The 14,771-nt window shown below is 48.9% G+C and carries 15 protein-coding genes; 5 read left to right on the plus strand and 10 right to left on the minus strand.

Annotated features, from left to right (window positions below; translation table 11 throughout):
- Positions 1-339: 339 nt before the first annotated feature.
- The 9 genes from ACVB80_RS00835 to ACVB80_RS00875 all read right to left on the minus strand — a co-directional run bounded on the left by ACVB80_RS00835 (position 340) and on the right by ACVB80_RS00875 (position 8,758).
- Entirely contained in the window at positions 340-492 is a 153-nt protein-coding gene (locus ACVB80_RS00835) for a YoaH family protein (protein ID WP_481079360.1), read from the minus strand.
- Positions 493-532: 40 nt separating this feature from the next.
- Positions 533-1,666 carry a conjugal transfer protein TraF gene (locus ACVB80_RS00840; protein WP_481079361.1) on the minus strand — a complete coding sequence of 378 codons (1,134 nt, stop codon included), beginning with the start codon at positions 1,664-1,666 and terminating at the stop codon, positions 533-535.
- Positions 1,667-1,731: 65 nt separating this feature from the next.
- Entirely contained in the window at positions 1,732-2,601 is an 870-nt protein-coding gene (locus ACVB80_RS00845; RefSeq protein WP_481079362.1) for a DUF2861 family protein, read from the minus strand.
- A gap of 2 nt (positions 2,602-2,603) precedes the next feature.
- Positions 2,604-3,263 (minus strand): response regulator transcription factor VxrB, encoded by a 660-nt coding sequence (gene vxrB / locus ACVB80_RS00850; protein ID WP_481079363.1) that lies wholly within the window; start codon positions 3,261-3,263, stop codon positions 2,604-2,606.
- Positions 3,238-4,686: a sensor histidine kinase VxrA gene (vxrA, locus tag ACVB80_RS00855; RefSeq protein ID WP_481079900.1), complete on the minus strand. Its 1,449-nt coding sequence runs from the start codon at positions 4,684-4,686 to the stop codon at positions 3,238-3,240. Before vxrA ends, vxrB begins: the two co-directional genes overlap by 26 nt.
- Before the next feature lie 119 nt (positions 4,687-4,805).
- A complete protein-coding gene (gene pntB, locus ACVB80_RS00860) occupies positions 4,806-6,203 on the minus strand; it encodes a Re/Si-specific NAD(P)(+) transhydrogenase subunit beta (RefSeq protein ID WP_481079364.1) in 1,398 nt (465 codons plus the stop codon).
- 10 nt (positions 6,204-6,213) lie between these two features.
- Entirely contained in the window at positions 6,214-7,761 is a 1,548-nt protein-coding gene (gene pntA / locus ACVB80_RS00865) for a Re/Si-specific NAD(P)(+) transhydrogenase subunit alpha (RefSeq protein ID WP_481079365.1), read from the minus strand.
- Positions 7,762-8,096: 335 nt separating this feature from the next.
- Positions 8,097-8,375, minus strand: a complete 279-nt coding sequence (locus ACVB80_RS00870; RefSeq protein WP_481079366.1) for an HlyU domain-containing protein — start codon at positions 8,373-8,375, stop codon at positions 8,097-8,099.
- A gap of 2 nt (positions 8,376-8,377) precedes the next feature.
- Positions 8,378-8,758 (minus strand): late competence development ComFB family protein, encoded by a 381-nt coding sequence (locus tag ACVB80_RS00875; RefSeq protein WP_481079367.1) that lies wholly within the window; start codon positions 8,756-8,758, stop codon positions 8,378-8,380.
- A gap of 235 nt (positions 8,759-8,993) precedes the next feature.
- On the opposite strand from ACVB80_RS00875, the gene ACVB80_RS00880 reads away from it, so the two are divergent.
- Entirely contained in the window at positions 8,994-10,229 is a 1,236-nt protein-coding gene (locus ACVB80_RS00880; RefSeq protein WP_481079368.1) for a GGDEF domain-containing protein, read from the plus strand.
- Positions 10,230-10,460: 231 nt separating this feature from the next.
- Positions 10,461-10,673 carry a cold-shock protein gene (locus ACVB80_RS00885; protein WP_481079369.1) on the plus strand — a complete coding sequence of 71 codons (213 nt, stop codon included), beginning with the start codon at positions 10,461-10,463 and terminating at the stop codon, positions 10,671-10,673.
- Positions 10,674-10,762: 89 nt separating this feature from the next.
- Here the strand turns inward: ACVB80_RS00885 and ACVB80_RS00890 are convergent, their stop codons facing one another.
- The gene (locus ACVB80_RS00890) at positions 10,763-11,728 is read right to left on the minus strand and encodes a diguanylate cyclase (RefSeq protein ID WP_481079370.1); all 966 of its coding nucleotides are present in this window, start codon (positions 11,726-11,728) and stop codon (positions 10,763-10,765) included.
- A 143-nt stretch (positions 11,729-11,871) separates the two neighbouring features.
- Here ACVB80_RS00890 and ACVB80_RS00895 point away from each other — a divergent pair, with 143 nt between their 5' ends.
- The 3 genes from ACVB80_RS00895 to ACVB80_RS00905 all read left to right on the plus strand — a co-directional run bounded on the left by ACVB80_RS00895 (position 11,872) and on the right by ACVB80_RS00905 (position 14,771).
- Positions 11,872-12,312, plus strand: coding sequence for a DUF3069 domain-containing protein (locus ACVB80_RS00895; protein ID WP_481079371.1), 441 nt, complete (start codon positions 11,872-11,874; stop codon positions 12,310-12,312).
- A gap of 176 nt (positions 12,313-12,488) precedes the next feature.
- Complete coding sequence (locus ACVB80_RS00900) at positions 12,489-13,490, plus strand: OmpA family protein (protein WP_481079372.1); 1,002 nt, start codon at positions 12,489-12,491, stop codon at positions 13,488-13,490.
- A 90-nt stretch (positions 13,491-13,580) separates the two neighbouring features.
- Positions 13,581-14,771 (plus strand): methyl-accepting chemotaxis protein, encoded by a 1,191-nt coding sequence (locus tag ACVB80_RS00905; protein ID WP_481079373.1) that lies wholly within the window; start codon positions 13,581-13,583, stop codon positions 14,769-14,771.

A 14,771-nucleotide genomic window follows, 5' to 3' on the forward strand; every position in this document is an offset into this window, starting at 1 on the left:
GGAATTTTTATATCAATGCAGTCATATCATCTACTCATTAAGTGCTCACTTTACTTATTAGCTCACTGCGTCACAAACCTCCCCTGTCACACACGTATTACAGTTCCGGAGCCTGTTAATTAACCAGAGAAGATGGATTAAAGGGGTTAACTGGAGATGACGTTTGAAAGAAGGGAAAGAACAGAGATTAAGCAAAAGCTTAGTTATAGTGCGCCAGGGTGCTTTTTTACAAGCAGGGGCTTATCCCCTGCCCTTGACCGTCTTGCGGAACAGTGCAGCCTGAAAACGAGTCATCACTATAACTAGTGTGAAGAGAAGTACACTGAATGGAAAACGGAATTACACCTGTTGCTCTGCGATTTCTTTTCGGATTTGCTCAGCAACGATTTTGATGGCTTCAGCCGTACTGATACCCTGCTGCATCAGTTCCTGAATTTGCTCGACTGCTTTTTGTTGTTCTTCGTGAGATAGTGTCGGTAAGTCTTGAAACATTTCGGCCTCCATAAGTTGGAGGCCGAGAATAACCGATTAATCAGTAACTGCCAAGGAAGTTTACATACACGCCCATCGATTTAGAGTTAGTGTAACTCGCACCGATGTCCATAGTGATGATACCGAGAGGTGAAAGACCAATACCCGCAGTCATGGTGCCCTCGTTGTTCTCTTTAGCAAGGTTGGTGTAGTAACCTGCACGGAACTGAATTTGACGCATCAGATCCAGTTCAAGACCAGCACGCAGCATTTGTGCATCATCATCCACACCTTTAAACTTCTCCCGCTTCACCAGATCGTAATCAACGCTGAAGGAGTAGTAATCCCCTACCAGACCCACACCAACGGTGTAGTTAGGCTGGAGTTGGTAAACATAACTGATGTTAGCCGGTGTACCACTGGCATTGGATACCGCAGTGTTGGTTTCAATGTCACGCGAGAAAATGTTCATCGCAGAAAAACCAATCCGGTAAGGGCCATAAAACCATACTGCCCCCGCATCCATATTAAATGCGGTTTCACCGGCTGCGGAGTCAGTCAGTGAACTAAAACCAAAATCGTCTGGTGACATGATATCCATCAGGGTATAAACCCGCTGGATCTTTGGAGTGATACCGAACGAGGTGTGCTGACCGAGCAATGTATAATACTTGGCAAACGTCATACCGATCTCGGTAACCCCAACAGAAAACAGACTGATCTCTGTACGCTGCAAATCTTCCAGGTCATTGGCTCCGTTAGAACCTTTAATTGGGCTAACGAACGATTCGGTATACGCTTTGGCGTAGACGTTCATCGACAGATAAGAGTTTGGGATTGCAAACGCAATAGCACCACCGAAATCAAAGGTCAGATCTCCATCGTCAAGCTTGGCAAGAGCCTCTGTTGCTTCTGCTTCAGTGCTGATATCCGGGATGGATGTAATAGTATTAAACAGATCTCCCTGATCGTTATAGCTCAGCCCCAATGCAGGTATAAGCATGCCAGAGTTATCTTTACGTCGGTAGAGCGCTGCCAGCGCAGGGTTATAGAAAGGGGCAGTAAGAAAGTCAGCCGAAACCACACCAACACCACCCATGGCGTCGCCGCGGCCATCGACCGAGTAGTTTGCTGCCGACACGCCGGTGGCAGTTAAAGTGAGAGCGATGGTTGTCGCTAAGGAAATTCTTTTCATATTAAGACCGCTAAACGTAATCCTTTCGTCTTATATCGGCTTTAATTATCGAATCTTTAGCGCTATTAATCCACCGATATATCGTAAGTTTTACTAATAACCTGCTGATCTTCTATTGAAATTACACCCTGCCAGCGTTTATGGGTTATCGAAACCGCCAAAACATAGCGATCCGGTGCAAAATCAGACAGAGGTATGGTTGTTGGATATTCGGTTTCGTAGTCCTTGGTCCAGATTTTCTGATACTGGCCTTCAAAGTAATCGAAAACTGAGATATTCATTACCGGCAGCGGACAGTGGCGGTTCAGCAGGCCGGTTTTCTCAACTTTCCACGCGTCTTTGGATTGCCAGCGAAGCACTTCTTTGGCCTGAGGCTCCGATACAATTACCCAGGAATTCCATTCCTCACCCCCCACGGGTGACACCGTAACCTGATAAAGGCCACTGGGAAGGCGCGAGTTGAGGCTGTAGCGTTTACTGTAAACCAAATCCCCGTTGGGCTGTTCAGACAGAAGGTTGAAGTCATTATCCGAGGAGACTTTTGCCTTCGTCCACTTACGGAAGCGAATGTTTTGAAGTTTCTGTTGGGCCAGTGCGTCAATGATTAAGCTTGAAGACTGTCTGCCCGGAGATTGTATTACCTGACGACGGATCACCAGCTCATCCAGCCATTCCGGCAGTTCTGTTTTACTCAGCGAACGGCCACAGTCTTTTTCCAGCGATTTGACCAGTAACTGATCAAGGTGCCTGGCCACATACTCTTCCGGAGACTTCTGCCAGACCTGCACCATAGCCGCAAATGAGCCAGGAAGATCATTTTCCAGCAATTTTTTGTGGGCATGGGTCAGCTCAGTTTGCTGTTCAAACCAGGGAGGATTGTTTGCCGCACATGCTGTGGCGGCAAACATCAGAGTGAGAAAGAGTCGTTTCTTCACTGTCAGCCTTTCATCTTGTAGCCAACGCCACGCAGGGTTTCAATCTCTATGCCCGGCAGTTTCTGACGCAGCTGCAGTACGTGGGTATCTACAGTACGGGTTGTCGGGAAGTGGTTGTAACCCCAAACATGGTCCAGCAGTTCATCACGGGTGAATACACGACCGATATTGGTTGCCAGGAACAGCAAAAGATCGAACTCGGTACGGGTCAGCGTAATTTGCTCTTCGTTAAAAACGACTTCGCGGGTTTGGGTATCGATAGCAAGATTACCGACAACCACGCGGTGCTCCTCTTCCCCGTCACTATCCGGCACACGAAGCTGGGCACGAATGCGGGCAAACAGCTCAGCTTCAGCAAACGGCTTGGTCAGGTAATCGTTGGCACCGGCATCCAGGCCGGAGACTTTATCTTTTATCGATACCAGCGCCGTCAGCAGGATCACCGGTACTTTCTTGATCTTTTTCCAGTCGGCCAGATGATCAACGGAATCACCGTCCGGCAACTGCCTGTCGAGAACTACAAGATCCACTTTTTCCCACAACGGCGCAACTTCGGCGATCGTCTCCGCATGCAACACGTCATAACCAGCCTGCTCAAGACTGACCAGCAGACCGTCAGCCAGGTTTTTATCATCTTCAACAAGAAGCAGAGTCTGTTTCACAAGGTATCTCCAATATAAATGTCGTCGGTGGGCCTTCAAGTGAGAGTTTGCCTCCCATTCGCTCTACCATCGATTCAACGATGGTCAGGCCCAGTCCTAAGCCGCTTTTACTGACAAACGGCTTTCTTAATTCTTTCCAGTCTTTGCGGGTTAACGTGCCCTGATCCTGCACTTCAAAACGAATGCTCTTATCACCCGTTGTAATTCTGATGCCAACAGGAGCAACGCCATATTTGACCGCGTTATTAACCAAATTATCCAGGCAGGTACCAAGCCAGTAAATGTTAACTTTTACTGCCCTGTCCTGGTTTAACTGAATATCTATAGGTACCGGCAGCTCTTCGTACCGATAAGCCAGCCATTCATATACTGATGGTAACCATTCAGAGGCCAACTGTTTGTTATCGGATTGCAAATAATCCTTACTTGCCTCCGCTAACTGGCGTAATCTGCGTGAATCTTCGCATAATCGGCGAAATTCATCGTAAACCGACTCGGGCAGGTGTTCAAATTCCCGGCGAAATCCCTCAACGGTAAGGGAAAGGCTGGCAATTGGAGTGCGCAGTTCGTGGGTCAGGATCTGCAGGACCAGCATCCGGCTTCTCAGCTCTTTACGCTTGTCATTCCAGCGGGATGTTGCCCACGCAGCCAGGATCACCACGTTAAACAGCACCAGCGCGATCATAATATTGAGCAAAAGATCCGAATGATCTTCCTGCTCCCAGCAAATATTACCACTGCGCACGTAACAAATGCTGGCGTTATTCTCCAGCGTGGCTTTCAGGCTGGTTTCGGCCAGAAACGGAGACCAGACTGAGTAGGGATAGATCAGATACTTGTCACCCTGACGAAGCCAGAGCTCCTGCCCCTGCTGCAACATGTCTGATCCCGAAATGAGCGCATTAATAGCACTATAATCCATCGCCTGCAGGCGACCGAGCAGGCTTTCAGGCTCCGCAACCGGACGCTCTTTAATGTGCATGTAATCTTTCAGATCATCATACAAAACAGGGTATCTTGCGGCATAACGGGCGGCATACGTTCCCCCGCCCGGATGAATAAGACCTGATCGGGCAAACCATTTAAGCGGCAGTTTGGTGCTTTTACACATCGCGCGGGTGAACACCAGTGGTTCTGTGATAAGCGGGCTTAAAGGAAGTTTGCCGGTACAGGTATGGGCGAGCTCATACAGGCGCTGAACATCCCTAAGAGGATAATCTTCGGTCTGGGGGAGCATGGACTCCGGTGTCAACAGTTTGGTAGGAAAGTCAGACTGGATCACGCGCATGTCATAAGAGACAAGCGCCGGCACGTTATCAAATTTGGCGCGAAAAGCATCAATGCGCTCTGGCAGGCTCTCTGCCGTCGCAGTCGTACTTGTCAGGGCAGCCGTAACAAAAAGCAAAAGTGAACGATACAAAATCTGACTAATCTCGTTTTTTATAATAGGTATAAGCAGTTATCAATATAACATATCCGCACTAAAGCGCTAAAACAAAAGGGAGGCCGAAGCCTCCCTTTGATTCAAAACTGATTAGCAGATCAGATATGCGCTGAAATATTCAGACAGCTCTCTTTTGCATCACCAAACAGCATTGAGGTGTTCTCTTTGAAGAACAGCGGGTTCTGAACGCCGGCATAACCAGTATTCATAGAACGCTTAAACACAACAACGTTCTTCGCATTCCACACTTCAAGAACCGGCATGCCAGCGATTGGGCTGTTCGGATCTTCCAGTGCTGCCGGGTTCACGGTGTCGTTCGCACCGATAACCAGAACGGTATCTGTCTCTTCGAAGTCATCGTTGATCTCGTCCATTTCCAGCACGATATCGTACGGTACTTTCGCTTCCGCCAGCAGTACGTTCATGTGGCCAGGCAGACGACCCGCTACCGGGTGAATACCAAAGCGAACTTCAACGCCGTGTGCACGCAGTTTTTCAGTGATCTCGTATACCGGGTACTGAGCCTGAGCTACTGCCATACCGTATCCAGGAGTGATGATCACAGACTTAGAGTTCTTCAGCATTTCTGCGACTTCTTCAGCGTGAGTCTCGTAGTGATCACCCTGCTCTTCTGCATCGCCGCTGACCACAACTTCCTGACCAAAGCCACCAGCAATAACACTGATAAACGAGCGGTTCATCGCCTTACACATGATGTAAGACAGGATCGCACCTGAAGAACCAACCAGAGCACCGGTTACGATCAGCAGGTCGTTTGCCAGCATGAAACCAGCCGCCGCGGCTGCCCAGCCTGAGTAGGAGTTCAGCATTGAAACCACAACCGGCATATCCGCACCACCGATAGATGCCACCAGGTGGTAACCGAATGCGAATGCAATCAGGGTCATCACGATCAGGGCAAACATGCTGCCGTCGTTGTTTACGAAGTGCATCATCAGAAGGAATGACACAACTACCGCTGCCAGATTCCACTTGTGTTTGTGTGGAATGTTCAGCGGAGAAGATGAAATCACACCACGCAGTTTACCGAAGGCAACAATCGAGCCGGTAAACGTAACCGCACCGATGAATACACCAAGGAACACTTCCACCAGGTGGATCACGTGCTCTGCGTGGATCTCAGCCAGATCGGTTGAGATCGGTGCCGGTGGCTCAAGGTAACTGTTGAAACCAACCAGTACTGCAGCCATACCCACAAAGCTGTGTAGGATTGCAACCAGCTCCGGCATTTCGGTCATTTCTACTTTACGAGCGTAGAAGATACCAATCGCACCACCGATAGCCATAGCTACGATAACCCACGCAAAACCTTCAGCTTCCGGGCCAAAGATCGTCGCGATCAGAGCGATCGCCATACCTGCGATACCGTAGTAGTTACCAGAGCGGGCAGATTCCTGCTTTGACAGGCCAGCCAGACTCATAATGAATAGAACCGCAGCAACAATGTATGCGGCTTGTACTAATCCTGCAGACATTTGTTACTCCTTAGTCTTTACGGAACATTTCAAGCATCCGCTTGGTGACGGTAAAGCCACCAAAGATGTTGATGCTTGCTATCAACACGGCGATAAACGCCAGGAAGGTCACCACTCCGTTGCCCTGCCCAATCTGAAGCAGCGCACCAACAACGATGATGCCTGAGATTGCGTTGGTCACTGACATCAGTGGCGTGTGCAGCGCATGAGTTACGTTCCATACCACGTAGTAACCTACAACACAGGCAAGAACGAATACCGTAAAGTGCGACAGGAATGCCGCAGGAGCAACAGACGCGATCCAGGCAAAGGCACCGACACCGGCAACCAGACCTGCAATCTTCTTAACCGGAGAAACCGGCTCGTCTGCTTTTACTTCTTTAACTGGTGCAGCCTGAGGCTTGGCTTCCGGCTGAGCAGACACCTGAATCGGTGGCGCAGGCCAGGTCACTTCACCTTCTTTAACCACAGTTACACCGCGAAGTACCACATCTTCAAAATCGATGTCGATGTTGCCGTCTTTTTCTTTACACAGCAGTTTCAGCAGGTTTACCAGGTTGGTACCGTAAAGCTGGGAAGACTGAGTAGGAAGACGACCAACCATATCGGTGTAACCAACAACCTTAACGCCGTTGTCAGTGGTGATCACTTTGTCCGCAACTGTGTACTCACAGTTACCGCCGTTAGCCGCAGCAAGGTCAACAATCACGCTGCCCGCTTTCATGCTGTCGACCATTTCTTTGGTGATCAGACGCGGAGCCGGACGGCCAGGGATAAGTGCAGTCGTTACGATAATATCAACGTCTTTCGCCTGAGCTGCGTACAGCTCTTCTGCTTTCTTGTTGAACTCGTCAGACATTTCTTTCGCGTAACCATCGCCTGAGCCGGACTGTTCCTGGAAGTCTACCTCAAGGAACTCGGCACCCATTGACTCGACCTGCTCTTTTACTTCAGGACGAACGTCAAATGCGCGAACGATAGCACCCAGGCTGCCAGCAGCACCGATAGCTGCCAGACCAGCAACACCGGCACCCGCTACCAGAACTTTGGCTGGTGGCACTTTACCGGCTGCCGTGATCTGACCGGTAAAGAAACGGCCAAACTCATGCGCCGCTTCTACAACTGCACGGTAACCCGCAATGTTTGCCATTGAGCTCAATGCATCCAGCGCCTGAGCACGAGAGATACGAGGAACAGCATCCATTGCCATTACGTTAATGTTCTTGCCAGACAGCTTTTCCATCAACTCCGGATTTTGTGCCGGCCAGATAAAACTGATCAGGCTTGCACCCTCTTTAAGCTTCTCTACTTCGTCAATGTCACCTTCATAAAGAGGTGCATTCACTTTAAGGATCAGATCGGAGTTCCAAATCTCATCTGCAGATACAACTTTAGCCCCTGCGGCTTCATACGCGGCGTCATCAAAACTTGCCAGTACGCCCGCCTGGGTTTCTACTGAGACTTCAAATCCCAGCTTTAAAAGCTGCTCAACCGTTTTCGGTGTCGCAGCAACTCGTGTTTCACCTACGAGTATCTCTCTAGGCACACCAATTTGCATAGTTATTCCCTACTATTGGCACAATGAATATTCTTTTTTTATACAAGCCTGAAGCGTACTTCAAGCTCTTTGTAATAAAAATACAAACTTTCATTACATATAACTGAAAGTAAGGGTCAATTCTCCCTTTATTAGCGTAAAAAAACAACGTGCGAGACACTAAACAGAGGTCAAACCAGATGACTTTTGCCAGCAAATTGAACACCATTCAGTCAAACGTTGCTTTTTCACCCAGAATACAAAAAGAGCCAACAGATTAATACCTGCTGGCTCATAAAAACGGATGGGACTCAAACCTCAGGAAAAGCCCTTGTGTTTATAATGTTACCGACAATTCAGAAAATCTCATCACCCATTTGATCGATAAACATCTGCGCTTTTTTCAGCATAAACTCGTTGGCATCATGCTCAGTTGATAAAAGATCTGAGCGGATGAACACATGCTCCTTCACTTCACCATCCGGATACTCTTTGGTTATCCGTCCGGCAATACGAAACTGACCACCTTCAGCCCTGGCTTCCTGATAGATCTTAAATCCTTCGTACTCAACCGGTTCCGCCTGCTTTACTTCCGGGGTTTTCGCCCCACCAAACAACTTTGAAAACAGACCCACGCTTAACCTCCGTTTTTGTCACTGTTTTGCTTTAAAATAGGCACTTCGTACCATTCCAGTTCGTCATCGTCGACGCGTCTTGGACGACTGTACACTACCGGCACATCACCTTCACGCTCTTTTCGCCGGTCATCTTCTATCATCTTTTCTGCGGCATCGAGAGCTGCATCGACCTGCTTATTGATCGCCACAAATTTTTCTTCCGGCAAAGAGGAGAGAAAATCAATGTCATAACGAATGTAAACAGGCCTCAACTGATTTAATGTAATACATGCTAAATCTGCAAGCTGATCAGAGGAATACTTCTCCGTGTAGTATTCCAGTGCTAACCGGTGACCGACCAGCGTTTCCATATAGTTGTGAACATCGACACTAATTTGCATAACGTCCTTTCCTTAAGTTGCTATATCTCTGCTCTGACTCTTTTTATACCCTAAGTCACCACATAAAACTGATGTACCTGCGCTCTTTTGACAACATTCGTATCTGCAGAGCTCCCAATTCATGTACTTTTTTCTAAATAGTTTAGCAAAGTACTTGGAAAATAGCGGAATAAACGTATCCTTAGAAGCTCAATTCCACTATGTACAAAATACACAATACTAAGTAGCTCTACGAATGCCCTGGCTCTCTTCCTACTCTAATCAGATCCGTTTTCTGACTCCTGTCCTGCTTGTTGCCGGGGCCTGGGGGGGGCTTGATTATCTGAACAGCTTCGTTACTGACAACCTGGGTTTTGTCAGCCTGCTGCCGTATATGCTGTTCGGCATAGCGCTGCTTTTATGCCACAGCTTCAGCCAGGGCCGGATGGGCATGATTGCCGTGGCGATGACGTTGGCCTACTACTTTATACAGAGCCGTCTTCAGGTTCCGCTTTCCTACGGCACCGCCCGGCTGGAGTTCAGCCTGCTGGCTTTTCTTCTGCCTGCCGCGTGCTTTTCTGTTTATGCCTTTCCCAACAGACGTTTTTTCTCCCGCTCCGGCATACTTTATCTTGTCGTGATGGCAGGTTTTCTGTTTTGGAGTGATCTGATTATTTCTCACTATAAGCAGGCCGGTGATGAACAGCTGTGGGAAGGGCTGCTGTTTTCCATTGAAGGCGTTTCCCGCCTGCCTTTCCTGGCGATACTCTACTGCGCAGGCTTTGTCGCTGTCTCCGGGATAATGGTGCTGACCCGTAATGAACCCATAGACAGCTGTATCTATTCAGCACTGCTGTTCGCCAGCATGACCTTTTTTGGCTTTCATCTGACCTATATTTCGTCGGTGCTGTTTACCTGCGCCGGTATTTTGCTGATTTACAACATCATCTCCACCAGCCATAAACTGGCTTTTGTTGATCAGCTTACGGAAATCCCAAGCCGCCGCGCACTGGAAAACGAAATGGCGCATCTGGGCCGTACCTACTCTATTGCCATGCTCGACGTCGACCACTTTAAAAAGTTTAACGACACTCACGGCCATGACACCGGGGATCACGTCCTGCGTCTGGTAGCGAAGAAACTGCTTAAAACCGGTGGTAATGCCAAAGTATACCGCTATGGTGGTGAGGAATTTACCGTGCTCTTCAAGTCAAAGTACGCAGACGAAACCATTGAGTATCTCGAAGAGCTTCGTCAAAGCATCGCAGATTACGAGATGATCATCCGTAATAAAGATTCCCGGCCGAAAAACGACAAAGCCGGCACCAAAAAACGCGGCTCCGGCAACGCGGCCAAAACGGCTAAAGTCACCATCAGTATTGGTGTGTCCGATAACCAGCAACACAGCAAGTACACAGAAGTTATCAAAGCAGCCGACGAAGCCCTATATAAAGCCAAGAAAAAGGGCCGTAACTGCGTCGTTGCAGCATAAAGTGCCGTAAATCCCTTTCACGGTTCACTTTTACTCCCAGGTTAAGGCATGTCTGATGAATCAAAAACCATACCCGGAATGAGACTTAGCTCGGGAATTAGCAATTTATCTGGACAAGATCACACCATCAAACACTTCCCCGATATTTCACTGGCTGTAATTATCGCTCTGCGGTAGTGTGAATTTGTTGTTGCGATAGTGCATCAACGTGTATATAGAAGAGTTTGAAATATGAGTGAAAAAGTCAATGGCACTGTAAAGTGGTTCAACCAGGATAAAGGTTTTGGTTTCATTACACCGGCAGCAGGCGGTAAAGACGTGTTCGTCCATTTCTCAGCGATTAATGGTACTGGCCGTCGTAACCTGACTGATGGTCAGCAGGTATCTTTTGTGGTTACCCACGGCCAGAAAGGTCCTCAGGCTGAAGATGTGAGTGCCATATAAAGGCTTGACATAACAACGTCAGTAAAAGTAAGCCACCATTACGGTGGCTTTTTTCATTCCGGTTTTCCTGCAGGGGAAAGCCAGATCTCTCAGCACACGCCCTGTTCACACACTTCAAACCGATCACGACCCGAATGTTTTGCCTTATACAGCGCTTTGTCTGCGCGGCTGAAGATTTCATCGACGGATTCCCGTCCGGTTGGGATCAGGGCATAGCCCCCTTGTGACACCGTCACGCACCCAGAAACCACAGACTCACGGTGAGGAATGCAAAGCTCCGCAATGGTATCGCGGATCCGATCCATCTGTCTGACTGCGTAGTGTGTATCAGAGTTACTCATGATCACGGCAAACTCTTCACCACCGTAACGGCCAACGAACTCGCCAGTACGGGTGAACATGTCATGCAGGGTTCCGGCGATGGACTGCAAACAACTGTCCCCTTCTATATGACCATAACTGTCGTTATAGGCTTTAAAATAGTCCACATCGAGCAATATAACCGTCAGCGGAAGGCGATGCCTGCCATGCCAGGTAATCATTTTGGCCAGCTCATCATTGATAAAGCGACGGTTATATACACCAGTCAGCCCGTCTTCATTGACCTGCTGCTGCAGTGAAGAGTTCATCGACTCCAGCTGAGCGGTTGCCAGTTTCAGCTCTCTCCGCATTCCGGCGATACGCTGCATGGCAACCAGCTTGGCATTGAGCACCAGTTTGTCCACCGGCTTAACCAGATAATCATCGCCACCGGCTTCAATAGCCCGGGCGATCATGGCAGGCTCTTCGTGACTGCTGAGGAAAATAATCGGAACCCATTCATCATGAGTTTCACGCAGATGCCTCGCGACCTCAAAACCATCCATGTCGGGCATACTGATATCAAGCAGCACCAGCTCTGGTTCAAACACGGAATAGATTTCCAGAGCCTTCTCACCACTTTCTGCCATCTCAACAACATGCCCAAGCTGTTTCAGCCGTATCGCCAACTGCATACGTTCTATCTGCAGATCGTCGACCAGCAGTATGCGGATTGACGAGGTTGTTAACTCCATACAAATCCAACCAATTATCATCACATTAAATCAAAATATAGCATGCCGGTTTTCTGTTCTGCCAGATAACGGCGTGAATAAGTTGACATTTATCCACAGACACATAGTATCCCCTTTTTTAAAAACCGAATTAGGACACTTCCATGTCAGAACAATCCCAAACTGCTGAAGCTACCAAAGTAGACCTGAACTCTCTTTCTCCTGAACTGCGCGCTGTTATCGCGTTCGATGATGTACCTGAAGAGCTGTACAATATGGTCGCTTCAATCCACGAAGTTTCTGAGGAAGCAGTACGCGAGACCTGGAATACTCTGCCAGCAAGCGCTCAGAACATCCTGGATAACTTCGAGCAATTTCACGCGTTGATCTCTGTTGGCCAGGCATTTGCCGGCGTAAGCGTAATGGAAGAGTTCCAGACCCTGGAACTGCCAGCAAGCATGAGCGACGAGCAGAAGACCGATTACAAAGCACAGCTTCTGGATCAGTCTCTGCACAACTGTGTTAAAGACATAGCCAAGCAGCTGAAAAAAGCACGTCGTGACCCTCTTCTGAAGAAAGAGTTCAAAGAAGTGTTTGCTAAATAAGCACTTAATGAATCATCAGCCACGCCTTCGGGCGTGGCTTTTTTTTGTTTCAATTTTAAGAATTTTTGCATTTTGACATTTTTTTTACCTCTCAAAATTGATTCCTTCATTTCTGAAATCAATAATTAAGCCGCAACAATAACTAAAACCTACCCAATGCGGATAAGGATTCCACTATGAAAAAGCAGTTAATCGCGTTGTCAGTTCTTGCAGCCCTTCCTCTGGCGGCACAAAGCCAGACTTATATTGGTGCAAAAGCCGGCTACTCCTTCCTGAAAAATGCCTGTGTCGCATCAGAGCCCTGTGATGATAACAGTGTTGGATTTGGTGGGTACCTCGGTTACCAATACAGTGAGACCCTGTCGATTGAGGCCGGTCTGGAACGAATTGGTGACTTTAAAACCAACTACGGTGCGGGAACCGAAATGGACGGCGCGTTAAGCCAGCTGACCTTCGCACCAAAGTTCAACGCCCCTCTTACTGACTCTCTCGATTTCTACGGCAAACTGGGCGTGAGTTTCTCGAAATATGCCTCCTCAGATACAGACTTCAGCCTGCTCAGCGCGCTTGGTCTGGAGTACTTCATCAGCCCTGATGTCTCTGCCCGTCTTGAATACCAGATGGCAGCACCGCACAGCTATGATTCGTTGCGCAATGTCAGCTCTGGTCTGGTAAGTCTGGGCTTCACATACCGTTTTGGAAGTGCGCAGCAAAATTACGCAGAACCAGTGCAAACTGCCGCATCGGTACAGCCGGCAGTTGAAGCTGCTCCGGCAAAAGAAGCTGCTGTTGTTGCCGCAGCACCTGTCGCTCAAGCCATCACTTTCCGCTCTCAGCACGATGTCGGCCTGTTTGAAACCGGCAGTAACAAACTCAGTCCTTCAGCGCTTCACCAGTTTGATGAACTGAAAGAGCTGCTTCTGACCTACCCTCAGTCTTCAGTTACCATTGTCGGCCATACCGACAGCACCGGCCGCGCTGAGTTTAACCAGAAACTGTCTGAGCAGCGCGCTCAGTCTGTGGCGGATTACCTGGTTTCCCAGGGTGTAGACGAACGTCGAATTACCGTACGCGGTGATGGTGAAACCAATCCGATCGCTTCTAATGACACAGCAGGGGGCCGTGAGCAAAACCGCCGCGTTGAAGTCACAGTTGGTGAGTTCACTGCAGAAAAATAAGTAAATCAAAACCTTTTTGAACCAAACGGCCCATATCAGGGCCGTTTTTTTGTCTATAGTTAACTAAAAGGAATGAGTTGGGGTCACACAATGAAATGGTTTAGTAATCTGACACTCAGGGTCAAAATCTCCCTGTCGTTTTTAATCCTGATAGCAGCTTACTCAGCGCTCCTGCTGCTGGTGCTTTCCCGGTTCGGCGGGCAGCAAAGCCCGGCGGGGCTGATTATCGGTGGAGGCATAATCGTCGCAGGTATTGGCCTTGTCCTTATGTGGCTCACAACCAGTCAGGTTCTTACCCCGCTTAACCGGATCAAAGACGCACTTGAGAAAATGACCCGCGGAGACACCGATCTGACCCTGCGCCTTCCCGTCAATTCCGCAGATGAAGCCGGTAAACTGAGTGAAGCCTTTAACTCATTTCTGGCATCGGTTCATAGTTCAATGACAGAAATTATCATTACTTCCAATTCAGTACGGGCCGAGATGGAGAATATTCGCAGCCTGACCCAGGGGATCGTGATGTATGTATCGAGTCAGCAGGGTGAGAGTGACCAGGTCTCGCACTCAGCCAGTCAGGTACAGGCCATAAGTGACACGGTAACCCACAACGCCACACAAACTGCTCAGGTGAGTCAGGAAGGGTTGAACCAATTAGGTGAAGCAAACCGTTTGCTGGATCAAACCGTCTCTTCGATGGCGGTACTGGAGAGCCAGATCAAATCCGGTGGTGAAGTCATTGGCGATCTCGACAGCAACGTCAACAGCATCGTTGGTCTGCTGGCGGTTATCGTTGAAATCGCTGACCAGACTAACCTGCTGGCACTGAACGCTGCAATTGAAGCAGCAAGGGCTGGCGAACAGGGTCGTGGTTTCGCTGTAGTGGCTGATGAAGTGCGCGCCCTGGCCGGAAAAACCCAGCAAAGCACCGAGCAGATCCAAAAGACCATTGACCAGTTGAAACAGGCCGCAGAGCAGGCCGTATCAGCAGTCAACATCAGCCTGGAAACAGGTACCACAACCATTAATCTGTCAAAACAGACCAGCGAAACCCTTGCCTCAGTTACCGGTGCTGTTGAGGGAATAGCATCCGGCAGTAAGGAAATAGAAGCTTCTTCCGGCCAGCAAAACCAACTGGCCAACGAAGTCGCCGGTCACATGCAATCTATCATCGAGAGTTCATTCCAGATGGTGGAAATGGTCAGCAGCGCTGAAAACGCCTGCGACATGCTTGCCACCCAGTGCGAGGCACTGGACGGACTGGTGGAGAAGTTTAAAGTCTGA

The sequence above is a fragment of the Vibrio sp. 9-16B-A1 genome (assembly GCF_056726165.1).

Bases quoted from the DNA above. Each gene is read 5' to 3' on its own strand.
- ACVB80_RS00900 (WP_481079372.1), top strand. From the start codon at position 12,489: ATGAAAAAGCAGTTAATCGCGTTGTCAGTTCTTGCAGCCCTTCCTCTG.
- ACVB80_RS00835 (WP_481079360.1), bottom strand. From the start codon at position 492: ATGTTTCAAGACTTACCGACACTATCTCACGAAGAACAACAAAAAGCA.
- pntA (WP_481079365.1), bottom strand. From the start codon at position 7,761: ATGCAAATTGGTGTGCCTAGAGAGATACTCGTAGGTGAAACACGAGTT.
- pntB (WP_481079364.1), bottom strand. From the start codon at position 6,203: ATGTCTGCAGGATTAGTACAAGCCGCATACATTGTTGCTGCGGTTCTA.
- ACVB80_RS00885 (WP_481079369.1), top strand. From the start codon at position 10,461: ATGAGTGAAAAAGTCAATGGCACTGTAAAGTGGTTCAACCAGGATAAA.
- ACVB80_RS00875 (WP_481079367.1), bottom strand. From the start codon at position 8,758: ATGCAAATTAGTGTCGATGTTCACAACTATATGGAAACGCTGGTCGGT.
- ACVB80_RS00890 (WP_481079370.1), bottom strand. From the start codon at position 11,728: ATGGAGTTAACAACCTCGTCAATCCGCATACTGCTGGTCGACGATCTG.
- ACVB80_RS00880 (WP_481079368.1), top strand. From the start codon at position 8,994: ATGCCCTGGCTCTCTTCCTACTCTAATCAGATCCGTTTTCTGACTCCT.
- ACVB80_RS00905 (WP_481079373.1), top strand. From the start codon at position 13,581: ATGAAATGGTTTAGTAATCTGACACTCAGGGTCAAAATCTCCCTGTCG.
- ACVB80_RS00895 (WP_481079371.1), top strand. From the start codon at position 11,872: ATGTCAGAACAATCCCAAACTGCTGAAGCTACCAAAGTAGACCTGAAC.
- ACVB80_RS00840 (WP_481079361.1), bottom strand. From the start codon at position 1,666: ATGAAAAGAATTTCCTTAGCGACAACCATCGCTCTCACTTTAACTGCC.